The following is a 24,590-nucleotide window of genomic DNA, read 5'->3' as shown; positions in this document are numbered from 1 at the left end:
CCACAGGGTTGGGTTGTTGAAGGAGGCTATGGCCCCAGCACCGTGCAACAATGACCATCGGTGGTTATGGGTCCCGGCCTTCGCCGGGACGACACCGAGTTTGATGCACGATCTAACTCACCCTACGCCACCCTACCACGCATCGATACACGGCCGCTTGCGGTGGGTCCGCGGCTCGGGCTTCGGCACCGAGCGGAGGCCGGCCATGATCCAGTGCCGGGTGTCGGCGGGATCGATCACCTCGTCGATCTCGAGCACCGAGGCGATCGAGACCGCCTTGCCGTTGGCGTAGAGCTCGGCGACCTTGGTCTGGAAATACTTCTCGCGCTCGACCGGATCCCCGATCGCCTCCATCTCCTTGCGGAAGCCGAGGCGGACATAGCCTTCGAGACCCATGCCGCCGAACTCGCCGGTCGGCCACGCCACCGTGAAGAACGAGGCGTGGAAGCCGCCGCCGATCATCGATTGCGCGCCAAGGCCATAGCCCTTGCGCAGCACGACGCCGAACAGCGGCACCGTGATGCTCGCGCCGGTGACGAACATTCGCGCGACGTGGCGCACGATCGCGGTCTTCTCGGCCTCGGGCCCGACCATGAAGCCCGGCGTGTCGCAGAGCGAGACGATCGGGATGTCGAAGGCGTCGCACAGCTGCATGAAGCGCGCAGCCTTGTCGCCGGCAGGTGCGTCGATCGCGCCGCCGAGATGCTTTGGATTGTTGGCGATCAGGCCGAACGGCTTGCCCTCGATGCGGATGAAGGCCGTGATCATGCCGACGCCGAAATCCCTGCGGATCTCCAGCACCGAGCCCTGGTCGGCGATCAGGTCGATCACGTTGCGGATATCGTAGACCCGCAGGCGATTCTCCGGAATCGCACGGCGCAGCAGCCGCTGGTCCGGCGCCTTCCAGTCCTGCACCGCGCCCTGGAAGTAGGACAGATATTTCTGCGCGACCGTGGTCGCCTCGGCCTCATCCTCGACCAGGATGTCGATCACGCCGTTCGGCGACTGGAACGAGACCGGGCCGACCTCGGCCGGATGGTAGACGCCGAGCCCGCCGCCCTCGATCATCGCGGGGCCGCCCATGCCGATCGAGGCGTTTCTGGTCGCGATGATGACATCGCAGACGCCGAGCATCGCGGCATTGCCGGCGAAGCAATAGCCGGAGACCACGCCGACCACCGGCACCAGGCCGGAGAGTTTTGCGAACTGCACGAAGGACGGGCCGTCGAGGCCGGTCATGCCGAGCCGGTCGGTATCGCCGGGACGGCCGCCGCCGCCCTCGGCGTAGAACACCAGCGGCATGCGCCACTGCTCGGCGAGGCCGAGCATGCGGTCGATCTTCTTGTGGTTCATATGGCCCTGGGTGCCGGCGAGCACGGTATAGTCGTAGGAGATCACCATGCAGCGCGCGCCGTCGGCGCCGAAATCCCTGGCGTTGACGGTGGCGACGCCTGATATCAGGCCGTCGGCCGGCGTGTTCTTGATGAGATCCTCGACCTTGCGGCGGCGGCGCTGTGCCGCGATCGCCAGCGAGCCATATTCGACGAACGAGCCCTCATCGACCAGCTGCGCGATATTCTCGCGCGCGGTGCGCTGATTGGTCTTGCGGCGGCGCTCGACCGAGGCCGGACGATTCTCGTCCAGCGTGATCGCCTTGCGCGCGATCAGCTCGGCGAGATCAGGGCGGATGTGATCGAGGTCGATCGCGGCTTCTTCCGCCGCGTGATGGCCGTCGACCTCGGCAGGCTCAAAGAACAGGATCGGCTCGCCATGCATCAGGGTGATGCCGATGCCGCCCGCGATCCTGGTCACCCGGCCGCCATGCGGCGCCGTGACCAGATGCTCCATCTTCATCGATTCCAGCACCGCGATCTGCTGGCCGGGCCGAACCAGATCGCCCTCCGCGACCTCGATCGCCACGATGGTGCCCTGCAGCGGCGCGGGCACCGGGAGCGATCCCTCGGGCGGCGCCTCAGTGACGACGGCCTTGGTCGCAGCCGCCTCGCTCACTTCGATCAATGGTGCGGCGAGATCCTGCGCCGCGCCGACCAGCGCCGCGACATGGGTATCGATGAAGTTGGTGCTGATCTTGTTCCGCCCAAAACTCTGATGCGCCAGGATCGCGCCGAGGAACGGGATGTTGGTGGCGACGCCGCCGATGCGGAATTCGCGCAAGGCGCGCGATGCCTTGTGCACCACGTCGGTCCATTTTGGGCTCGGCGAATGCACGATGACTTTTGCCAGCAGCGAGTCGAACGCGGCAGAGGTCCGGTAGCCGGAATAGCCGAAGGTATCGACGCGAACGCCGGGGCCGGACGGCAGGTCGAACACGCTGAGCGTGCCGCCGGTCGGTTTCGTGATGCCCTTCTCGTCCATCACCTCCATGTTGACGCGAAGCTGCATCGCATAGCCGCGCGGCAGCGGCACCGCTGATTGCGCGAGGCCGAGCGAGGCCAGCGTGGCGCCGGCCGCGACTGCGAGCTGCGAACGCACGAGGTCGACGCCAAGCACTTCTTCGGTAACGGTGTGCTCGACCTGGAGCCGCGGGTTGGCCTCGATGAAGGCAAACGCACCCTCGCTCTCCCCGGCTTCGTCATCGACCAGGAACTCGAAAGTGCCGAGATTGTCATAGCGCGCGGCGGTCGCGAGCTGCTTCGCCGCCTCGATGATGCGCGCGCGCATTCCCTCGCTCAGTGACGGGCTCGGCGCCACCTCGATCAGCTTCTGGTTGCGGCGCTGGATGGTGCATTCGCGCTCCCAGAGATGGCTGATGGCGCCGTGGCGGTCGCCGATGATCTGCACCTCGATATGGCGCGCCTTGCGGATCAGCCGCTCGACATAGACGGCATCGCTGCCGAACGCCGCCTTGGCCTCCGACTGGCAGCGCGCATAGGCCTCGTCGAGCTTGGCGGCATCCTCGACCACCCGCATGCCGCGCCCGCCGCCGCCGGCGATCGCCTTGATCATCACGGCGGCGCCGGCGCCGAGCGAGGCGAAGAACGCCTTGGCCTCGTCGAGACTGGTCGCACCCGAAGTGCCGGCAATGATCGGGACGCCGCATTTCTTCGCCAGCGCCTTCGCCTTGGCCTTGTCGCCGAACAGATCGAGCGCCTCCGGCGACGGGCCGACGAAGGTGATCCTTTCGTCGGCACAGCGCCGCGCGAGCTGCGCGTTCTCGCTGAGAAAGCCGTAGCCCGGATGCAGCGCATCGCAACCCGTGGTCTTGGCCGCCGCGATGACGGCCTCGATGTCGAGATAGGCCCGCGCCCCGCGGCCTGGAATCTCGTGGCTCGCGTCGGCGGATCGGACATGCAGCGAGGCGGCATCGTCGGCGGGATAGATCGCGACCGTGGCAAGGCCGCTTTCGCCGGCGGCACGGGCAATCCGGATCGCGATCTCACCGCGGTTGGCAATCAGCAATTTCTTGAACGACATGATCAATTCCGTGAGTTTGCTACCTCTCCCCGCAAGCGGGGCGAGGTGAAGAAATCGTGCGCGACCGGCCGACGTCTCACAGTCAACGATCCTTCATGGTCGGATCGAGCACGACACGCAAGGATTCCCCGAGCGCATTGAACGCCAGCGAGACGACGAGAATGGCAAGGCCCGGCGCATACATCTGCTCCGGGGCGATTTCCATGTATTGATAGGCGCGCGCCAGCATCGCGCCCCAGCTCGGGTCCGGCGGCTGAATGCCGAGGCCGAGGAACGACAGGCTGGCCTCGGCCAGCAGCGCGGCGGCGAGCAAGAGCGTCACCTGCACGATGACCGGCTGCAGCGTATTCGGCAGCACGTGGCGCCACAGCACATGCCAGGTCGGCGCGCCAAATCCCCTGGAGGCGTCGACATAAAGCTCCTGCCGCACGATCAGCGTGCGGGCGCGGACGATGCGCGCCAGCGCCGGGAACATCGTGATGCCGACCGCGATCATGCCGTTGGTCAGCCCGATGCCGAGCGCGCCGGTGACCGCGATCGCCAGCACGATGGCGGGGAACGACAGGAAGGTGTCGATGATGCGGCTGATGATGTCGTCGATCCAGCCGCCGAAATAGCCGGCGATCAGGCCGACCGGCAGCCCGATCAGAACCGCGACGCCGACCGCAAGCAGGCTGGCATAGACGGTCGCCGGCGCGCCGTAGATCAGGCGGGAGAAGATGTCGCGGCCGAGGTCGTCGGTGCCGAGCAGATGGGCCGGCCCCGGCGGCGCCAGCATGTTGTTGACGTCCTGCGCGGTCGGCGCATGGGGCGCGATCCAGGGCGCGCCGATCGCGACGATCACGAGCACCGAGAGCACAAGGATCGACAGCGCGGCGCGCAAATCGCCGGCGAGCCAGCGCGCAAATCGCCGCAGCCGCGTCGGCCTCGCCGGTGCCTTCAGGGGAGCGAGCGCCACCTCGGTCATTGCTCGATCCTCGGATCGACCGCGGCGCACAGCAAATCGGCGATCAAATTCACCGCGATCACAACCACCACCATGGTGAAGACGACGCCCTGCACGATCGGGAAATCGCGCTGGATCGCACCCCGCACGATCAGGCTGCCGAGGCCGGGAATGGCGAACACCGCCTCGATCACCACGGTCGCCGCCAGCATGCGGTTGACCAACAGGCTGATGATGGTGAGCAGATTGACGCCGACATTCTTCAGGCCGTGCTGCCAGAGGATGCGCGACATCGACAGCCCCTTGGCATGCAGCGTGCGGACATATTGCGACGACAGCACCTCCAGCAGCGCGCCGCGCAGCTGGCGCGCGACCTCGGCCATGCCGTAAGCCGCGATCGCGATGCCGGGCAGCAGCGCATGCCTGATCGCATCGACCGGCGAGGCGCTGAAGGATTTTGCGCCGGTCGCCGGCAGCCAGTTCAGCTTCAATGAGAATTCCGCCACCAGGATCATCGCGAGCCAGAAGCCGGGCACCGCGACGCCCAACGACGCCAACATGCTGATCAGCTTGTCGATCCAGCCGTTCGGCTTGACCGCGGCCATCACGCCCATCGGGATGCCCGTGACCAGCGCCAGCGCCAGCGCGATCACGACGATCAGGAGCGTGTTCGGAAACGCGCGGCCGATCGAGTCCGCGACCTTCTCGCCGGTCAACAGCGATTGCGAGAGATCGCCCTGCGCGACATGGCCGAGCCAGGCGCCATATTGCACCAGGAACGGGCGGTCGAGGCCGTAGATCTTCCTGATCTCGGTGATCCGCGCGTCGGTCGCGTTGTCGCCCGCCAGTGTCACGGCGATGTCGCCGGGCACCAGCTTGAGCAGCGCGAACACCATGAAGGTCGCGAGCAGGATCACGGGCAGCGCCTGCACGAGGCGGCTGCCGACGACCTTGACCGGTGACCGTCGCGCCATGGTTCAACCTTCCAACCAAACGTCGTCGTATTTCGGCTTGCCGAGCAGGTTCGGCCGATAGCCCTGCACCTTCTTGTTCATGGCGACCAGCTCGAACTGGAAGGCCAGCGGCGCGACGAAGGCGTTCTCCATCACCAGTCGCTGCACGGTGGAGAAGGCCTTGCGCCTGGTGTCGATGTCCTCCGACGCACGCGATTCCTTGATCGCGGCCTCGAGCTCGGCCGGCACTGGCGCGCGCCCGCCATTGTAGTAGGCGTCCTTGGTGAACATCAGCGAGTAAGTCAGGCTCGGGTCGGGCCGTCCGGTCCAGGCCGAGAGCAGGCCGGCGCCCTTCTTCTCCGCGCCGAAGAAGGCCGCGGAAGCTTCCGCGATCGGGGCGTTGACGAACCGCACGCCGATGCCGGCCTTGCGCAGCTGCTCGATCAGGATCTCCTGACGCTGCACCGAATCCTGGTCCGGATAGCCGCCGAGCTCGATCTGGGTACCCTCCTTGAAGCCGGCCTCGGCGAGCAGCTTGCGCGCTCGGTCGGGATCATAGGGATAGAGCTTCGCGACCTCGGCATCATAGGCCCAATGCGCCTTCGGCAGATTCATGTAGGCGGGCTCCGCAAGACCTGCGAGCGCGGCCTTGACGAAGGACTCGCGATCGATCGCGAAGTTGAGCGCCTGGCGGACCTTGAGATTGTCGAACGGCGGCTTGGCCCAGTTGAGGAAGATCTGAAGCACGTAGAGCGTCGGGCCATGCACCACCTTGACGCTCGAGGAGCGCTCGATGATCACCTTCTGCCGCGGCGGCAGCTGGTAGATCAGATCGTTCTGCCCGGCGGTGACCGAGCGGGCGCCGGTGGTGAGCTCGGGAATGATCGAGATCTCAATGGCGTCGGGAAGCGGCCGCTCCGGCTTCCAGTATTTCTCGTTGCGCTTGATCACGATTTTCTCGCCGTCGGCCCAGCTGACGAACGAATAGGCGCCGGCGCCGACCGGCTTGCGCGTCACGACGCCGCCCTCGGCCGCCTTCAGCGCCGTCGGCGACACCATCATGCCGGCGCGGTCGGAGAGGATGCCGGGCAGCGCGGTATCCGGCGTCTTCAGCTTCAACGTCACCTGCTGCGGGCCAGTGACCTCGACCGCGGCGACCGAGAGCAGATCGGCCTTGATGTTGGACTTCGCATCGCTGCGGTTGCGCTCGAGATTGAACTCGACGGCTTCCGCATCGAGCGGCGTGCCGTCATGGAAGGTGACGCCGGCGCGAATGTTGAGCACCAGCGTGGTAGGATCGGTGAACTTCCAGCTTTCGGCAAGGCCGGGCCTCGGCTTCAGCGTGTCGAATTCCCATTCGGTCAGCGTGTCGTACATCGTGAACAGGAAGGCGTGGTCGGAGCCGGCGCCGCCGGTCGCCGGATCGAGGCTCGACGGATTGGCCGGCGCTGAGATGCGCAGGGTGCCGCCCTTCTTCGGCGCGCCTTCCGCGAAGGCTCGGCCGCCGAGCGTGGTGCTGGCGAGTGCGCCCGAGATCAGCGCCATAACCTCGCGTCGTGTCGTCATTGTCATGGCAGGTCCTCCATTATCCCAGGGCGTCAATTTGAATCGGCTTAGCGGCAGACTGGCTGCACCTCTCCCGCTTGCGGGGGAGGGAGTGCAGTTCCTTCGGGGTCGCTATTCGAACTGATCTCATCGCGCGCTAACTCGGCGAAAAATTGGGGCGGTCGGCGAAATGGCAGGCCACCCAGTGATCGGGCTTCAGCTCGCGCCACTCCGGCACGCGGTCGGTGCAGAGCGGCTGCGCATGCGGGCAGCGGGTGCGGAAGCGGCAACCCGAAGGCGGATCGATCGGGCTCGGCACCTCGCCCTGCAAGACGATGCGGTTCTCCTGCCGCATCGTGGACGGCAGCGGCCGCGGCTCGGCCGACAGCAGCGCGATCGTGTAGGGATGCAGCGGCCGCTCGGCGACCTCCTCGGTCGGCCCGAGCTCGACGAACTGGCCGAGATACATCACCGCAACGCGCTCGCTGATATGCGAGACAACGGCGAGATCATGGGTGATGAAGACATAGGTCAGCCCAAGGTCGCGCTGCAGATCGGCAAACAAATTGAGCACGTCGCCGCGGATCGACATGTCGAGCGCGGCCACCACCTCGTCGCAGACGATCAGTTTGGGTTTCAGCGTCAGCGCGCGGGCGATCACGACGCGCTGCTTCTGGCCGCCGGAGAGCTGATGCGGGTAGCGCGCACCGAACTCCTGCGGCAGGCCGACGCGCTCCAGTGCCTCCCGCGCCTGCCGCTCGCGCTCGGCACGGCTGCCGGCACGTGCGAGCTCAAGCGGCTCCAGCACCGAAGCCAGAATGGTCATGCGCGGATTCAGCGCGGCGTTCGGGTCCTGGAAGATGATCTGGTAGTCGCGGCGATGGTTTTGAAACTCGCGGCGTGGCAGTGCCGTTGGGTCGATGCCGTCATGCAAGATGGCGCCGGCGCTGGGATTGAGCAGGAACACCAGCGCGCGGCCGATCGTGGTCTTGCCCGATCCGGACTCCCCGATGATGCCGAAGGTCTCGCCGCGGCGGACGTCGAAATTGACGCCGTCGACCGCCTTCACGGTGGCGCGGCGGTCCGAGGTCTGGAAGCGGACCTGAAGGTCGCGCACCGAAACGATGGCGTCGCGGCGGGGCTCGGCACCGGCTGTGGTCATTGCGTCGCGACCTTCGCAGGAGCCGGCGCGCCGGGCGGATGCAGCGCGCCTGGCAGATTGAGCTCGGCAAAGCGCCAGCAGCGCACTCTTCTGCCGCCGCCGGCGTCCTGCAGCTTCTGCTCGGCCTCGCAACCCTTGGCCGCATGCGCGCAGCGGGCCCGGAAGCGGCAGCCGTTCGGCATCTCCGCGATCGACGGCACCCGGCCCGGGATCGACGGCAAGCGGCCGTGGCGCGGGCTCAAATGCGGCAGCGAGCGTAACAGTCCCGACGTATAGGGATGCAGCGGCCGCACCAGCGCCTCGTCGACGCTCGCGTCCTCGATCACCTCGCCGGCGTACATCGTGATCATCCGCGTGCAGGTCTCGGCGACGACGCCGAGATCGTGGGTGATCAGCATCAGCGCGGTCTTCGAGGTCTCGCTGATGTCGCGCAGCAGCTCGAGGATCTGCGCCTGCACGGTGACGTCGAGCGCGGTGGTCGGCTCGTCCGCGATCAGAAGCTGCGGCCCGCAGATCAAACTCGCGGCGATCATCACGCGCTGGCGCATGCCGCCGGAGAGCTGGTGCGGATAGTCGTCGATCCGCCGCTCGGGCGAGGCGATGCCGACGCGGCGAAGCATCTCCAGCGTTTTGGCGCGCGCCTCCTCATGGGAAACGTCGGTATGGACGCGCAGCGTCTCGGCAATCTGGTGGCCGACGGTGAACACCGGGTCGAGCGCGCTCATCGGCTCCTGGAAGATCATCGCAATGCGCTTGCCCCGGATCGCGCGCATCTGCCGCGCGCTGCAGGAGGCGAGATCGACGCCGTCGAACAGGATCTTGCCGTCGAGGCCGGCAAAATTGCCCGGCAACAGCCGCAGGATCGACAGGCCGGTGATGGTCTTGCCGCAGCCGCTCTCGCCGACAATGCCGACGCGCTCGCCGGGCGCGATGTCGAAGTCGATGCGGCGCGTCGCCTGCCAGACGCCCTGCGCGGTCTTGAAGCGGATGCCGAGCCCGCGCACGGACAGCAGCGGCCGCGCGGCCTCGCGCGCACCCTCCGCCCTGCGCTGTGCCGGCTGACCTGCCTCCATCAGCCCGCCGCCCGCTTCTTCTCTTTCACCAGCTGCTCCTCCATCAGCATCTCGGTGCCGATGATGCCCTCGCGGGTGAGCTCATCGAGCTCGGCGTCGGAAAGCCCGAGCATGCCGCCAAGAATCTCGCGGTTATGCTCGCCGAGCGTCGGCGGCACTGAACGAATGGCAAATGGCGCATCGCTCTCGCGAAACGGCATCGACGGCTGCGGATGTCGTCCGATGAACGCGCGGTCGACCTGCTGGATGAAGCCGCGGGCGTGAAGCTGCGGATCCTCCAGGAGATCGATCGGCAGCCGCGCCACGCCGGAGGCAACGCCGGCGGATTGCAGCGCGGCCATCGCCGCATCGGCATCGCGCGCCGCGGTCCAGGCCATGATCGCAGCCTCGATCTCGGCCTCGATGGCGCGGCGGCCCGTGGCCGTCTTGAGCGTCTCGTCCGCTGCCCAGTCCTCGCGGCCGAGCAGCCGCGCGAGCTTTGGCCACATCGCGTCGTTGGACACCGCGACGACGATCCAGTTGTCTTCTCCGGCGCAGCGAAAGCAGCCGTGCGGCACGAAATCGGGGTGGCGGTTGCCGTATTTGGTCGGCGGCTTACCACTGGTCGAATGCGCGACGATCCAGGGCGCGGCGAACGGCATCATGCATTCGATCTGCGCCAGATCGATGAACTGCCCCTGCCCCGTCAGTTTGGCGTGGATCAGCGCGGTCAGCACCGCGGCGGCGCCGTTGAGCCCGCCGACGGCGTCGCCGAACGCGGTATGGCTCATGACGGGCGGACCATCGGGATCGCCGACAACACTCGGCAGACCGGAGCCCTGCTCCAGGGTCGAGCCATAGGCGCGGCAGTCGCGATGCACGCTGCCGGCGCCGAACGCCGACATCGACATCATCACCAGCTTGGGATTGATCTTGCTCAGCACGTCGTAGCCGAGGCCGAGCTTGGGCAGCACCTCGACCGAATAATTGTCGACCACGAGGTCGGCATCGGCGAGCAGGCGCTTCGCCAATTCAAGCCCCCTCGGCCGGGTCAGATCGAGCGTGATGCCGCGCTTGTTGCGGTTCATGATGCAGTAGCGCACCGACTTCTCGTACATCTGCTCCAGCACATAGGCCGGACGGCGGTCGACGCCGCGCCACCAGTCCGGATACTGGGTCGCCTCGATCTTGATGACGTGGGCGCCGAGATCGGCGAGCGTGCGGGTGCAGATCGGCCCGGCCCAGCCCATCGAAAAGTCGACGACACGGATGCCCTCGAGCGGCAAGCGATCGGTTGTATCGGCCCTGGGCACCGGCACGCGCGGCGCAGCGTCGCGCCGCGCCTGCTGCTCGCCGAGATCAGGCACCCGGCCGCCGCGCAGTGGCGGCGTTGCGGTCAGCCGCTGCATCGTGCCGGCGGAAAAGCCGGTCTCGTCACCGATGGTGATCGGGACGATGGCGCCACGCGCACGCTTCTCCTCATCGGCGATGAGATCCGCTACCTCCGGCACCGGCACGATCGGAATCCTGCGCTTGAGCCCTTCGGCGAACCACTCCTGCGCGGTGCGCTGCTTCAGCTTCGGCAAGATCCTGCCTTCGATCTCGGCGACATGGCGCAGCCGGTCGACACCCATGACCAGCGTCGGATCGTCGCGCAACTCGTTGAGCCCGAGCATCTCGCAGAACGCGCGCCATTGCGCCGGGGTCACCGTGGTGACGCCGAGCCAGCCCTGCTTCGTCTCGTAGATTCCAACCGGAAAGGTCGGCCAGAACCGGTTGACGCCGATCCGCCGCATGATGTCGCCGCGCTGGAACGCCTCGAACATGATGTATTCGGTGACGGCGATAGAGGCCTCGAACAGGCTGAGATGGTTTGCGCGGCCGCGCCCGTCCTGCATGCGCCCGAGCACCGACGAGGCCGCGGCGATGAAACCCCACAGCCCGCCCAGGATGCCGATCTGGAAATCCGGCGCATGCATCGGCGGCCCCTGCTCCGGACCGACCAGCTTCACCAGCCCGGTCAGCGCGCGGATCGTGGAGTCCGTCGCCGCGAAATTGGCGTAGGGACCGCGATCGCCGAACCAGGCGAGGTCGAGATGAATGAGGCCAGGATTATCCCGCTTGATCGCGTCGAGATCGATCTCGGGACAATCCGCCGCAGCGATGCCGCGCCCGTCGAGCAGGATGTCGCAGCCGACAATCAGCTCCCGCAAGCGGGATGCCGCGCCCGCGTCGCTCGCGTCGAGCACGACACTCGACTTGTTGAAGTTGAGAAACGCAAACCACGCACTCTGGCCCTTGGGCGTCAGCGGCGCGGTGCGGCGAAGCGGATCGCCGTACGGCGGCTCGATCTTCTGTACATCGGCGCCGAAATCGGCAAACAGCCGCGCGCAATAGCTCGTCGCCGCAGCACTTCCGATCTCGACAATCCGCAGATGCGACAACGCGCCCATCACGCTTCCTCGCGACAAAATGACCAGCCGGTGACAGCGGCTGATTCAGTTTTCTTGTTGGGTGAACTTGAAGCCGCGCGACGAGTGTGATGCAAGTGGAATTTTCTTCCGCTTGACGGAATTAGCGAGCGTATGACCGAAGCTGCTGCTCAGCGCGAAGCGAAGATTGTGCAGCTAATTGCAGGTGAGCTGCGCTTCGAACCAGTGTTGCACTGAGTTCGACAATCGCGGCCATGCGCGCAAGACATGCGCGTATGTGGCCGCGCTCGCACGGGTGATGCCGCGCAGTTCCTGCTCAATGGCGGGAAGATCAACACCGAGGCACCGGCCGCCCCTGGCGACGGTGCGACCATCGACCACAAGCTCTGAGATCAGCGACGCATTGCCGCGCGCGAACAACAGGTCGAGCGGATCGGCATCGAGAATCTGATCGCGCTCGAGGCGGTCGAGATCGATGCCGACGAAATCAGCCGGCGCACCGACCGCGAGCTCGCCGGTGCCCGGCGCGCCGGTGGCGCGGCGGCCGTTGCGGATCGCGAGCGTGAAGAATTCCTGAGCAGTCCATGTACGCTTGAAGCCGAGGCCGCCGTGCATCATCTGCACCAGCCGCATCTCGCGCAGCACATCGTCATCCTCGTCGAGCGCCAGGCCATCGACGCCGACGGCAATCGCACAACCGCAAGCGTGCGCCGCCGCGATCGGTGCCAACCCGGACCGCAGGTGCAGGTTGGAGGAGAAATTGGTGACGATGCGCGCGCCCGAGGCCGCGATCATCTCGAGCTCGTCGGGCCGCGCGTGGATGCAATGCGCGAGCGTCAGCCGCTCCGAGAGGAAGCCGATGTCGCGGAGATAGCGCACGATGCCATCGGGAAAATGCCGGTCGGCCCAGGCGCGCTGGTGGATCGTCTCGAGCAGGTGCATATGGATACGACGGCCGGTCTGCGCCGAGTTCTCCGCGACCGCCTCCAGCAGCGGCTTCGAGCACCACTGCACCCCGGCCGGCCCAAGCTGCACGTCGACCTTCGGCCCGCCAATCGCCGCCGCGATGGCGTCGGTCAGCTCGATATAGGCCTGCGGCGACATCGGAGCACGAACGAACAGCTGTTCGATCGCGCTGCGATCGTCGGCCGGAAGGTCTGACAGCACCGCTTCGCTGTCGCCATAGACGATCGGGTTCTGGTCGCGCACCGCGATGGCAAAGGCGATGCGGATGCCGACATCGGCGGCGGCGCGCGCGATCGCCCTGGCCTCCTCGACCAGCGGCATGGTCCCGCTCGGACGGGTGTAGTGCACCATCATCGCCGCGCAGCCGGCCTGCGCTGCGCGGGCAAACGCCGAGGCCGCGGTGAGATACGGATCGACCGGCGTGCCCACCACTGTGCGCAGGATCCAGCTCTCCAGCGGCATGCCGACCGCGCCGAAGCTCGAGGCCCGCGGGCGCGCGTGGTCGTGGGCGTTGATAAAGGCGGGGAGGATGAGGGAGCGCGGGGCTGTCGCCGGGCCCGCGGCTTCGGAGATATCGGTGATGATGCCGTCGACGTGATGGAGCAGGACGTCGTTCCGGATGCCGCGGTCAGGACAGCAGAACAGACGGGTTGCCGTGACGTTGGTCATCATCGCCTGTCATCTCCGCTTGCGTAACTTCACCTCTCCCGCTCGCGGGGGAGGTCGGATCGCATCGGAGATGCGATCCGGGTGGGGACTCTCTCCACAACATGACTCGCGGAGAGAGCCCCCACCCCGGCCCTCCCCCGCAAGCGCAGGGCTATCGCATATGCTACTTGGCGACCGCGCAAGTGCTTGGCCTCGTGGTTCGAGACGCGCCGCAAGCGGCGCTCCTCACCATGAGGGTCTACTATTGTGCCGCAAAAACAAGACCTCATCCTGAGGAGCCCGCCGGAGGCGGGCGTCTCGAAGGATGGCCGCGAGGGCACCGCCACGAAATGCGATAGCCCTCCCCGCAAGCGGGAGAGGGAGAGCACTGCTGATGCGGCCCGAGCTTGGCCTCGCTCAATCAATTCGCCGTATACACCAATTCCCGCTCCGCACGCGGCGGCAGGAATTCCCGCGAAAACACTTCGGCCGGGGCCGGCGTGCGGGCGAGCTGGTAGCCTTCGACGATGAAGCCGATGGCGCGCGCCATGCGGTCGTCCCTGACGTCGCCGATGCCGATGTCCTTCATCTCCGGCGAGACGATCAGCTTCTCGAACGAATATTGCAGCCGGCGCTTCTCGACATCGACATTGATCAGATTGTCATAGTTCAGCGCCGCCTTCATGGCCGCGTTCTGATCCTTGGCGACCGCGATCGCGCCCTTGTTGATGGCGCGGACGAGCCCGGCCACCGCCTTCGGATTCGACGCGATCAGCTTGCGCGAGACCATCACGCCGTTGGAATAGAGGTCGAGCCCGTAATCGCCGAACGAGAACCATTTGAAGTCCTTGTCGGGGTCCTGGCGGTTCAGCACCAGGTTGAAATAGCTCGTGATGTTGAACACCAGCGCGGCGTCGATGTCGCCCTTGATCAGCATCGGCTCCTGTAGGTTCGGCGCCATGTTGGAGACCTGGATCTTCTCGCCATCGAGCCCGTTCTTGTGCACGAACACCGGCAATAGCCGCGTGGTCGGCGTCCCCTGCGCGCCGCCGAGCGTATGGCCCTCGAAATCCTTGATCGTCTTGATGCCGCTCGAGTTCTTGGCGACGATCGCGAATGGCGGCTGGTTCCACATCATGTAGACCATGACGGGTGCATCCTGCGGCTTGGTCGCGGCGTTCTGGATGATCGCGTTGACGTCGCCGAAGCCGGCGTCATAGGCGCCCGACATGATGCGCGTCACGGTCGCGCCGGAGCCCTCGCCCTGGTCGATCACGACGTTGAGGCCTTCCTCTTTGAAATAGCCGTTGTCCTTGGCGTAGAAGAACGCGGCGTCCGAGCCCTGCGTCTTCCAGCCCAACGTGAACTTGATGGTGGTGTCCTCGGCGCGCGCGGGACCGGCGATCAGGGCCAATCCCAACAGCGCGGCGCTTACTTTTCTCAGCATCGAGATCTCCTTAAGCTTCATTGCTTGACGGTCGACGAAGTGTCTCAAGTGGCGATGACATTGTCCTTGCGCGTCGCCCAGCCGGTGACCTGGCCCTCGATCAGCGAGAACAGGATGTAGAGCGCGACGCCGAGACCGGCGAGCACGAACAGCCCGGCGAACACCAGCGGCACGTTGAAATTGGAGGACGCCGTCATCATGACGTTGCCGATGCCGCGGTTCGAGGCCACGGTTTCCGACAACACGGCGCCGACAAAGGCGTAGGAGACCGCGACCTTCAGCGAGGCAAAGAAGAACGGCATCGTGCGCGGCAGCCCGACATTCCACAGGATGTCGAACTTGCTGGCGCCGAGCGCCTTAAGCACGTCCTCGAGCTCGGGCTCGGTGGTGGCAAGACCGGTGGCGATGTTGACGACGATCGGGAAGAAGCAGATCGACAGCGAGGTCAACACCGCCGGCACGGTGCCGGAGCCGAACCACAGCACGAAGATCGGCACCACGGCGACTTTCGGGATCGACGAGAAGCCGACCAGCAGCGGATAACAGGTGTCGTAGGCGGTTTTTGACACCCCGATCACGGCACCGAGCGCGACGCCGAGCGCCACGCCGAGCACGAAGCCGATCATGGTGGTGACCAGGGTCTGCACGATGTGCGGCCACAGGATCGGGAATTTCTCGAACAGCGTGACGAAGATCTGCGACGGCCGCGGCAACACGAGGTCCGACATCCCCGTCATCAGGCAGAACAGCTCCCAGGCGACGAAGAACAGCACGATCAGGGCGGCGGACCAGGCCTTCTGCCTGATATCTGACACGGACATGGTCAGGCTCCTTCCCGCGCAGCAGTGCGCGCATCGACAATGAAGGCGCGGAGCTTCTGGTTGAGTGCGACGAAGTCAGGCTCGAAGGTCATCGCCACGGTACGCGGACGGGCGAAATCGACCCTGGAGTCGTCGAGGATGCGGCCGGGCCGCGCGCTCATCACGCAGATGCGGCTGGCGAGGAAGCCGGCCTCGCGCAGATCATGGGTGACCAGCAGCACGGTCGGCCTGTGGGTGATCCAGAGCTGCTGAAGGATTCCCCACAGCTCCTCGCGGGTGAACTGGTCGAGCGCGCCGAACGGCTCGTCGAGCAGCAGCATGCGCGGCTCGTGGATCAGCGCGCGGCACAGATTGGCGCGCTGCAGCATGCCGCCGGAGAGCTGCCAGGGATAGCGGCCGCCAAAGCCCTTCAGCCCGACCTGCTCGAGCAGCGTGTTGGCCTTGTCGCGGAATTCGGTCTTGCGCAGCTTGCGGAACTGCGAGCGGAACGGCTCGACGATCTTCAGCGGCAGCATGATGTTCTTCTCGATCGTCATCCACGGCAGCATGGTCGGGTTCTGGAACGCCATGCCGACCCGCATCGCGCGCGCCGCGACCTCGCGGCCGCCGACGATGACGACGCCGGTGGTCGGCTGCGCCAAGCCGGAAACCAGCCGCAGGATGGTGGACTTGCCGCAGCCGGACGGGCCGACCAGCGCGACGAACTCGCCGTCGGCGATCCGCAGCGTGGTTGTCGACAGTGCCGACACGGCGCGGGCGCCGCGGCCGAAGGTGACGGAGGCGTCCGACAGCTCGATAGCGGTCGGCGCGGATCCGGCGGCCATCGGCTCGCCGGCGAACTCGGAGTTTGGTTGCATGCGCATCACGAGCAAAGTGCATGCAAGCCGGATGCCAGCGGCAGCCGCGTTGAAAATCAAGGAGATCGCGCGTCCCGCGCCCCAAAGGCCGGATTCCTTTTGGGCAATCCGCGGCTCAAACTGCATGCAATTCGAGCGCCCGATTGCTTTGGCGGTATGATAAAGAGGCGTTCGAAGCACCTTCGAGAGGGATTCGCGGCAATGGCGGGGCGCGCCGACAGCAGCAAGACGGCTGAATCGTCAGACAAGGTCAGCGTGATCTGCCGCGCGCTGCGGCGCGCGATCATCGAGCAGGCGCTGGAGCCCGGCGCCAAGCTGCCCGAGGATTCGCTCGGCGAGCGCTTCGGCGTCAGCCGCACCATCGCACGGCATGCGCTTGGGCAATTGGCGGCGGAAGGCCTGGTCGAGCTACGCCGCAACCGCATTGCCGTGGTGGCGACGCCGAGCTGGCAGGAGGCGCGCGATGCCTTCGATATTCGCATCGAGCTCGAGCGGCTGGTGGTGCGGCAGCTGGCGGGCAAGCTGACCAAGGCGCAGATCGCCGAGCTCACAGCGCATGTCGACGCCGAGGATCGGGCCCGCGACGGCACCGATGCGGTGTCGATCCGGCTCGCCACCGAATTCCACATCCTGCTTGCTCACATGACGAACAGCCCGATCCTCGTGCGCTATGTCAGCGAGGTCGCCTATCGCTGCTGCCTGACGCTGTCGCTGTATAGCCGGCCGCATTCGTCGGAATGCGCGATCAACGAGCACCGCGCGATCATCGCCGCGCTGGCGAAAGGCGACGTCGACAAGGTGATGGGGCTGATGCACAGCCATCTGGATTCCGTGGCGACCCGCGCGCTGGTCGCGCCAAGCCCGCAGCGCGGGCGCGATCTGCTGGATATTCTGGCCCCCTATGCCGACGAGGCGAGCGGCGAAAAGGTGGTGAAGCTGCCGAAGGCGGCGCGGCGCTGACGCTCCATCACCGTCATCCTGAGGAGGCCGCAACGCGGCCGTCTCGAAGGATCGACGGCCACCGGTCGGGCCGTGCATCCTTCGAGACGCGCTACGCGCTCCTCAGGATGACGGGGATAGAAGGTTGCTTCCCCTACGCCTCGATTCCCCGCTGCACCAGGATCCGCTCGGCGCTGTCGTTCCAGACGTCCATCTTGACGATCTGCCCGCCCCGCACCACGAAGCGGTCGACATAACGGTTGCCTTCGAACGGCGTGCCGTCGCTCCATTCGCCGTAGAGCGTGCCGACGCTGTAGACGACGGTCTCGTCCGTGCCCGGGCAGACATCGAAGCGGTCCATTCTCTTCTTCACCCAGCGGTAGCGCTTCGCGTTGAAGGCGGTCGGCCCGCGCGGATGCTCGAATTCGCGCCCGCCGGTGAAGGTGATCAGCGTGCCCGGCTTCATATAGGCCGCGGCCGCATCCGGATCGGGGATCATCGACGCCGTCAAATAGGCCTCGACGATCTCGGCATCGGACATCGGGCGGGCATCGGCTTTGGCGGGTGCGGACATGGGGGTCTCCGGGGATAATCAGGACTCTACAATTCGGCGACAAAAGTGTATGCATATTTTTTGGACAATATGGCTAGCAAATTGCACACCAATCTGATGCTGCTGGTTCCCTGCCCTTCCGCTAGGCTTAGACCATCCTGATGTCTTCTTCCCGATGATCGCGAAACCTGCCTTCGACCTGGTCTTCCGCAATGCCGTGACGCGCAAATCCGCGTCGGCGATCGATATCGGCATCGCCGACGGCAGGATCGCCGCGATCGCGCCGCGCCTCGTGTGCGAGGCGGTCGAAGTCGACCTCAACGGCCGGCTGGCGTTGCCCGGCTTCGTCGACACCCATATCCATCTCGACAAGGCCTGCCTGCTTGGCCGCTGCGGCCACGATCACGCCAGCCTCGGCGAGGCGATCCGCGCGGTGTCGGCGATGAAGCGCGACTTCACGGTCGAGGATGTCTATGCGCGCGGCTCAAAAGTGATCGAGCGCGCGATCACGGCCGGCACCACGCGGATGCGAACGCATGTCGAGATCGATCCGCGGATCGGGCTGCGCGGCTTCGAGGCGGTCAAGGCCTTGAAACGCGACTATGCCTGGGCGCTCGACCTCTCGCTCTGCGCCTTCCCGCAGGAGGGCTTGACCAACGACCCCGGCGCCGACGAGTTGCTGGTCGCGGCGCTCAACGACGGTGCCGAGGCGGTCGGCGGCTGCCCCTATGTCGACAGCGATCCGAACGCACATATCGCGCGCATCTTCGACCTCGCGCAGGAGTTCGACGTCGATGTCGACCTCCATCTCGATTTCGACCTCGATCCCTCCTGGTGGCACATGGAGGAGGTCTGCCGGCAGACCGAACGGCGCAACTATCACGGGCGCGTCGCGATCGGGCATGCCACCAAACTCTCCGCGCTGCCGCCTGATCGGTTGAAGGCGGCGAGCACGCGCCTCGCCGAGGCCGGTGTCGCGGTCACCGTGCTGCCCGCGACCGATCTTTATCTGATGGGCCGCGATGCCACCCACAACGCGCCGCGTGGGCTGACCGCCGCGCACCGGCTCGTCGCCGACGGCGTGCTGTGCTCGGTCGCGACCAACAATGTGCAAAATTCCTTCACGCCGTTCGGCGATGCATCGCTGCTGCGGATGGCCAATCTCTACGCCAATGCGGCGCATGCCGGAATCGGCGAGTTCGACACCTGCCTCGATCTCGTCACCGACCTGCCGGCGCGGCTGATGAACCTCGGCGACTACGGCATTGCGGCCGGCAACCCCGCCGACATCGTCGTGCTCGACACCGACAGCGGAACCAACGCGATCGCCGAACTGCCCGACGTGCTGATGGGTTTCAAGCGCGGCCGCAAGACCTTTGAGCGTCAGCGGCCGACGCTGTTCCGGCCATAGACCCGAACACTGCCTCCCCGTCATCCTGAGGTGCGAGCTCTTGCGAACCTCGAAGGACGCACGGCCCCGTGAGATCCACGCGGAAGGAGCCGGGCCGTCGCCCTTCGAGGCTCGCTCCGCTCGCACCTCAGGGTGACGGTTCGGTAGCATCGAGCCGCCACCAACGACTGCGTGCCGCAGCACCCACCTGCGCGCATTGTCGCCTTGCCCTGGCGCGAATTGACGCGTCCGCCGATCCGTTGTTGGTACTTCCCAACACCAACAAACAGCCGGGCAGGAAACCATGAGCAAATCCACCACAATCAAAAGCGTCGAGACGCTCGCCTGCGATGCCGGCTGGCGGAATTATCACTTCGTCAAGGTGACGACCGCGGACGGGCTGGTCGGCTGGAGCGAATATGACGAGGGCTTTGGCGCGCCCGGCGTGACCGCGGCGATCGAGCGGCTGTCGGCGCGGGTGGTCGGCAAGAATGCGTTCGAGCACGAGCGGATCTATGTCGAGCTGTTCGCCGCGACGCGCCCTGCCGCCGGCGGCGTGGTGGCGCTGGCGCTCGGGGCGATCGAGAACGCGCTGCTCGACGTCAAGGCCAAGGCGCTCGGCGTGCCCTGCTACGACCTGCTCGGCGGCAAGATCCGCGACCGCGTGCGGGTCTACTGGTCGCATTGCGCGACCTGGCGCATCAATCATCCCGACTGGTACAAGCCGGCGATCACCGATCTCGACGGCGTCAAGGCGATCGGGGCCGAGGTGCGCGAGAAGAAATTCACGGCGATGAAGACCAACATCTTCGTCTACACCGACGGCAAGCCGCAAGGATGGCGCCCGGGCTTCGGCTCGCCGTTCCAGCCCGAGATCAATATCGACCGCACTGTGCTGCGCAATCTCTGCATGCACCTGGAGGCGATCCGCGACGGCGCGGGGCCGGATGTCGATCTCCTGCTCGACCTCAACTTCAACGCCAAGACCGAGGGCTATCTGAAAATCCTGCGCGCCATCGAGAAGATGGACATGTTCTGGGTCGAGATCGACACCTTCAATCCGCAGGCGCTCGGCTATATCCGCCGCCAGAGCCCGCACCCGATCTCGTCCTGCGAGACGCTGCTCGGCCTGCGCGAATTCCTGCCCTATTTCACCGAGCAGGCGATGGATGTCGCGATCATCGACACGCCGTGGAACGGGGTCTGGCAGTCGATGAAGATCGCCGCCACCGCCGAGCATTTCGAGGTCAACGTCGCGCCGCATAATTTCTACGGCCACCTCTGCACCATGATGAACGCGCATTTCTGCGCCGCGGTGCCGAACCTGCGGATCATGGAGACCGACATCGATCGGCTGGCCTGGGACCACGAGCTGTTCACCCATGTGCCCGAGTTCGTCGACGGTCATCTCGTGATCCCGGATCGTCCGGGCTGGGGCACCGAGCCGAACGAGGAAGGCCTGCGCGCGCATCCGCCGAAGAACAAGGGCGGGTTGTTGAATTACGGGTTGAAGAAGTAGGCGGTTGTTGCGCCGGCCCCTCACCCCATCGTCGTCCCGGCGAAGGCCGGGACCCATAACCACCGCTGGGTGGTGTGTAAGGGATTATCGCCCCAGCAGAGCAAAACAATGCGCAGTTGGGGTAATGGGTCCCGGCCTTCGCCGGGACGACAAAGACTAATTATCCTCGCGCACTGCCGTGAACGCGCTGTCGATCACGTCGCCGATCGGCTGCCAGGCATTGCCGTCGAACTGCACCAGCCGCATCTGCTTGATCGGGCGGAAGTCCTTCGGTCCGGTGTTGATCACGATCCCGGGCAGCGCGATCGGGCTCTGATAGTCCTTCAGCGACGCGGCCTGCCGCATGATGTTCTCGCGCGACAGATCGTCGCCGCACTGGCGCAGCACCTGCATCAGCGTATCGGCTGCGGCGTAGCCGAACACGGCGTAGATGTCGTCCTTGTCGCCATCAGGATAATATTTGTCCATGAAGGCGAGCCACGCCTTGATCTGCGGATCGTCCTTCCAGGAGGCATCGCCGGCATCCTTGAGGAACGAGGTCGAGATCACGCCGAGCGAATTCTGCAGGCCTGCCGGCCGCAGCGCGCTGGCGATCGAGGCCGACGCATTGTCGAGGATGAACACCGGATGCCAGTCGAGGTCGGCGGCGACGCGGATCGCGCGCGCCGCGATTGCCGGCGCACCGTCGAACACAAGGATATCGGCGCCGGAGTTCTTCAGGATTCCGATCTGGTTCTGGATCGCGGTCTCCGACGCGTCGAAGGCGAGATCGGCGACGATCATGCCGGCGGTGTCGCCGAGCCCCTCCTGCAATCCCTTGAACAGGTCGCGGCCGAACTGGTCGTTTTGCCAGAGCACCGCGATCTTGCGCGAGGGATAGGCGGCCTGGATGTAATTGGCGTAGATCCGCCCCTCGGCGCGGAAGGTCGGCTGCCAGCCCATGGTCCAGGGAAAGGCCACAGGATGCGCCCACGCCTCGTCGCCGGAGGCAACGAACAGCTGCGGCACCTTGTTCTCGTTGAGGTACTTCCGCACCGCGAGATTGCTCGGCGTGCCGAACGAGCCGAACATCAACAGCACGTCCTGCTTCTCGACGAGATCGCGGGTCTGCTCCATCGCAATCTTCGGATTGGAGCTGTCATCGACCGAGACGAACCTGACCTTACGGCCGTTGATGCCGCCATGCTCGTTGACCATGTCGAAATAGGCCGCCTCCGCCCGCCCGATGGTCGCGAACGCCGCGAGCGGCCCGGTGTAGGGCATGACATTGCCGATGCGGATCTCGTTGCCGGCCGCCGGCTGCGCCTGCTGCGCGCGCAACGGCGCCGCCGCGAGGACAGCTACGAGGACGAGGGATATCGAAAGCGCCGTTTGTCTTTTTGTTTGCATCAACATCGCCACAAACGCCGGCGGCTGGCCGGCGCTCCTCCCGAGCGAGCGGAGTTTATCGCCCAAGCCAATGCCGGAAAAATGAAATGTTGATGGCGGACCGATACTCTTCTTACCTCCCCGCTTGCGGGGTCGAGACGAGCGGAGCTCGCTCTTAGGTCGGATTGCATCGAAGGTGCAATCCGGGTGGGGGCTGCTTCCACATAGAGAGGGTCGTTTTGCGGCGAGACCCCACCCCAACCCTCCCCCGCAAGCGCAGGGCTATCGCATTTCGTGGCGGTGTCCTCATGGCCATCCTTCGAGACGCCCGCCTTCGGCGGGCTCCTCAGGATGAGGTCTTGTTTTGCGGCACAATAGTAGACCCTCATGGTGAGGAGCGCCGCTTGCGGCGCGTCTCGAACCACGAGGCCAAGCACTTGCGCGGTCGCCAAGGGGCATATGCGATAGCCCTGCCCGCAAGCGGGAGAGGGAGCGCAGTTCCCGCATGGCGATCAACGCAATGTTATATCGAGCCAGCCGAGCGGGTTGACCGCGACGCGGTCACCGCTGTCGACCAGGACGGTCGTGGTTTCGGCCTCAATGATCGCGGGACCGGCCAGCGCTTGGCCCGGCCTGAGATCGTCGAGCGCGTAGACCGGCACCTCGCGCCAGGCACCGAACCAGGCCTGCCGCTTGCCGCGCGGCGCGCAGGGCGCAGCCGAGCTCGCCTTTCCGGCATCACTCCCGCCGCGCGCCACCTTGCCGACCGCGGCGACGCGGGCGTTGACGAACACCACCTCCTGCCCGCGCGAGGCATAGGTGTAGAGCTCCTCGTGGCGGCGATGGAAGCGTTCCTCGATCTGCGCCACCAGGTCCGCGGCACCGAGATCGAGCTCGCCGAGCGGCACGTCGATCTCGAACACCTGCTCGCCGTAGCGCATCTCGGCCGAGCGCTCGATGGCGATATCGCCCTTGAACCAGTCGCGCAGGCGGCCCGCCGCCTGCTCGTCCAGCGCGGCGAACAAGGCGCGAACCTCGTCGGCGGAAATCCGGCCCGTGCCGTAATGGGTGCGGCTGACCTCGTAGCGCAGATCGCTGGTCAGCATGCCCCAGGCCGAAAGGACAGAAGCGACCGTCGGCACGATGATGCGCTTGATCTCGAGCTCGCGCGCGACCTCGGCGGCGTGCATGCCGGCGGCGCCGCCGAAGCTGAGCAACGCGAATTTGCGGGGATCGACGCCGCGGCGCAAGGTCATCAGGCGGATGCCGTCGGCCATCTTCAGATTGATCATCTTGTAGATGCCGGCGGCGGCCTCGATCCGCGACAGCTCGAGCGCTGCGGCGATCCGGTCCACCGCCGCTTCCGAGGCTGCGCGATCGAGCGGCCGCGCGCCGCCCATGAAGGCCGCGGCATCGAGATAGCCGAGCACGACATTGGCATCGGTGACGGTGGCGGCGGTGCCGCCATTGCCGTAGCAGGCCGGCCCCGGCACCGAGCCCGCGCTCTCCGGCCCGACCCGCAACGTGCGGCCGCCGTCGACGTTCGCAATCGAGCCGCCGCCGGCGGCGATGCTGGCGATGTCGAGGCTGCGCAGCGCGATGCGCTGGCCGGCGAGCATGCCGTCGGCCGACAGCGAGGCCTGGCCATCTGCGATCAGTGAGATGTCGGTCGAGGTGCCGCCCATGTCGAACGGCACGAGATCGGGAATTCCGAGAAGATCCGCGCAGCGGCGGCTGCCGGAAATGCCGCCGGCCGGCCCCGACAGCACCGTGCCCGCGGCGAGCCGCGAGGCTTCCTCGACCGGCGCCATGCCGCCATGCGACAGCACGACGAACAGCGAGCCCGCAAAGCCGGCTTCCGCGAGGCTGCGCTCCAGATTGGTGAGATAGCGCCGCACCGTCGGCGCGACATAGGCGTTCACGATCGTGGTCGAGACGCGCTCATATTCCTTGATCTGCGGCAGCACGTCGCTCGAGCGCGACACGCTGACGTCGGGCAGCTCCTTCGCCAGTTGCTCGACGGCGGTGAGCTCATGCGCCGGGTTGAGATAAGCGTGCAGAAAGCAGACCGCGACCGAATTCGCACCGGAACGTTTCATCTCGGCGATGACATCGCCGAGCGCGGCGGCGTCGAGCGCAACCGCGGCGCTGCCGTCGGCCTTCAGCCGCTCGCGCACGCCAAAGCGGCGCTCGCGCGGCACCAGCGGCTCCGGCGGCGGCGTGCGCAGATCGTAGCGGTCCGGCTTCAGCCCTTCGCGCATCTCGACGACATCGCGGTGTCCCTCGGTGGTCAGGAGCGCAACTCTCGCACCCTTGCGCTCGAGCAGCGCATTGGTCGCAACTGTCGTGCCGTGCACCAGGCGATCGGTCGCGGCGAGCATCGCCGCGCGTGTCACGCCGAGGCGGCGCGCCAGCTCTTCCAGTCCCGCCATGACGCCGATCGACTGATCGGCCGGCGTGGAGGGCGATTTTGCAAAAACCGTGCGCCCGGTTTTGTCAGTTGCAACCAGGTCGGTGTAAGTGCCGCCGACGTCGACCCCAATCGTGTACATCGCTG

General features: G+C 66.2%; 17 protein-coding genes. 3 read left to right on the top strand and 14 right to left on the bottom strand.

The genetic code is table 11. The annotated features are described in order from the left end of the window. Positions 1–132 precede the first annotated feature (132 nt). The 11 genes from ACVWYP_RS17385 to ACVWYP_RS17335 all read right to left on the bottom strand — a co-directional run bounded on the left by ACVWYP_RS17385 (position 133) and on the right by ACVWYP_RS17335 (position 16,264). Entirely contained in the window at positions 133–3,435 is a 3,303-nt protein-coding gene (locus ACVWYP_RS17385; protein WP_304499170.1) for a carboxyl transferase domain-containing protein, read from the bottom strand. An 82-nt stretch (positions 3,436–3,517) separates the two neighbouring features. Next, positions 3,518–4,402, bottom strand: coding sequence for an ABC transporter permease (locus ACVWYP_RS17380; RefSeq protein WP_304499169.1), 885 nt, complete (start codon positions 4,400–4,402; stop codon positions 3,518–3,520). Further along, entirely contained in the window at positions 4,399–5,355 is a 957-nt protein-coding gene (locus ACVWYP_RS17375) for an ABC transporter permease (RefSeq protein ID WP_304499168.1), read from the bottom strand. The genes ACVWYP_RS17380 and ACVWYP_RS17375 overlap by 4 nt, the downstream gene beginning before the upstream one ends. Positions 5,356–5,358: 3 nt before the next feature. Further along, positions 5,359–6,906, bottom strand: coding sequence for an ABC transporter substrate-binding protein (locus tag ACVWYP_RS17370; RefSeq protein ID WP_304499167.1), 1,548 nt, complete (start codon positions 6,904–6,906; stop codon positions 5,359–5,361). A gap of 130 nt (positions 6,907–7,036) precedes the next feature. Beyond that, a complete protein-coding gene (locus tag ACVWYP_RS17365) occupies positions 7,037–8,041 on the bottom strand; it encodes an ABC transporter ATP-binding protein (RefSeq protein ID WP_304499166.1) in 1,005 nt (334 codons plus the stop codon). Next, the gene (locus tag ACVWYP_RS17360) at positions 8,038–9,114 is read right to left on the bottom strand and encodes an ABC transporter ATP-binding protein (RefSeq protein WP_304499165.1); all 1,077 of its coding nucleotides are present in this window, start codon (positions 9,112–9,114) and stop codon (positions 8,038–8,040) included. Before ACVWYP_RS17360 ends, ACVWYP_RS17365 begins: the two co-directional genes overlap by 4 nt. Further along, positions 9,114–11,546 (bottom strand): CaiB/BaiF CoA transferase family protein, encoded by a 2,433-nt coding sequence (locus ACVWYP_RS17355; protein ID WP_304499164.1) that lies wholly within the window; start codon positions 11,544–11,546, stop codon positions 9,114–9,116. The genes ACVWYP_RS17360 and ACVWYP_RS17355 overlap by 1 nt, the downstream gene beginning before the upstream one ends. Positions 11,547–11,720: 174 nt before the next feature. Next, the gene (locus ACVWYP_RS17350; protein WP_304499163.1) at positions 11,721–13,163 is read right to left on the bottom strand and encodes an amidohydrolase family protein; all 1,443 of its coding nucleotides are present in this window, start codon (positions 13,161–13,163) and stop codon (positions 11,721–11,723) included. Positions 13,164–13,560: 397 nt separating this feature from the next. Beyond that, positions 13,561–14,586 (bottom strand): ABC transporter substrate-binding protein, encoded by a 1,026-nt coding sequence (locus tag ACVWYP_RS17345; protein WP_304499162.1) that lies wholly within the window; start codon positions 14,584–14,586, stop codon positions 13,561–13,563. 44 nt (positions 14,587–14,630) lie between these two features. Then, a complete protein-coding gene (locus ACVWYP_RS17340) occupies positions 14,631–15,407 on the bottom strand; it encodes an ABC transporter permease (protein ID WP_304499161.1) in 777 nt (258 codons plus the stop codon). 2 nt (positions 15,408–15,409) lie between these two features. Beyond that, the gene (locus ACVWYP_RS17335; RefSeq protein ID WP_304499160.1) at positions 15,410–16,264 is read right to left on the bottom strand and encodes an ABC transporter ATP-binding protein; all 855 of its coding nucleotides are present in this window, start codon (positions 16,262–16,264) and stop codon (positions 15,410–15,412) included. 201 nt (positions 16,265–16,465) lie between these two features. Here ACVWYP_RS17335 and ACVWYP_RS17330 point away from each other — a divergent pair, with 201 nt between their 5' ends. Next, positions 16,466–17,224, top strand: a complete 759-nt coding sequence (locus ACVWYP_RS17330) for a GntR family transcriptional regulator (RefSeq protein WP_028343660.1) — start codon at positions 16,466–16,468, stop codon at positions 17,222–17,224. A 133-nt stretch (positions 17,225–17,357) separates the two neighbouring features. Here the strand turns inward: ACVWYP_RS17330 and ACVWYP_RS17325 are convergent, their stop codons facing one another. Continuing rightward, on the bottom strand, positions 17,358–17,777 hold the full coding sequence (locus ACVWYP_RS17325) for a nuclear transport factor 2-like protein (RefSeq protein ID WP_304499159.1): 420 nt from the start codon (positions 17,775–17,777) through the stop codon (positions 17,358–17,360). 154 nt (positions 17,778–17,931) lie between these two features. Here ACVWYP_RS17325 and ACVWYP_RS17320 point away from each other — a divergent pair, with 154 nt between their 5' ends. Together ACVWYP_RS17320 and ACVWYP_RS17315 are read left to right on the top strand one after the other, a co-directional pair. Beyond that, a complete protein-coding gene (locus tag ACVWYP_RS17320) occupies positions 17,932–19,167 on the top strand; it encodes an amidohydrolase family protein (RefSeq protein ID WP_304499158.1) in 1,236 nt (411 codons plus the stop codon). Positions 19,168–19,450: 283 nt separating this feature from the next. Continuing rightward, positions 19,451–20,665: a mandelate racemase/muconate lactonizing enzyme family protein gene (locus tag ACVWYP_RS17315; protein ID WP_304499157.1), complete on the top strand. Its 1,215-nt coding sequence runs from the start codon at positions 19,451–19,453 to the stop codon at positions 20,663–20,665. Between the two features lie 156 nt (positions 20,666–20,821). On the opposite strand, the gene ACVWYP_RS17310 is transcribed toward ACVWYP_RS17315, so the two are convergent. Together ACVWYP_RS17310 and ACVWYP_RS17305 are read right to left on the bottom strand one after the other, a co-directional pair. Continuing rightward, positions 20,822–22,060, bottom strand: a complete 1,239-nt coding sequence (locus tag ACVWYP_RS17310) for an ABC transporter substrate-binding protein (RefSeq protein WP_304499156.1) — start codon at positions 22,058–22,060, stop codon at positions 20,822–20,824. Between the two features lie 485 nt (positions 22,061–22,545). Continuing rightward, positions 22,546–24,585, bottom strand: coding sequence for a hydantoinase/oxoprolinase family protein (locus ACVWYP_RS17305; RefSeq protein WP_304499155.1), 2,040 nt, complete (start codon positions 24,583–24,585; stop codon positions 22,546–22,548). Positions 24,586–24,590 lie beyond the last annotated feature (5 nt).

The organism is Bradyrhizobium sp. USDA 3262, from assembly GCF_054060035.1.
This window is presented reverse-complemented; position numbering and strand designations above follow the sequence as displayed.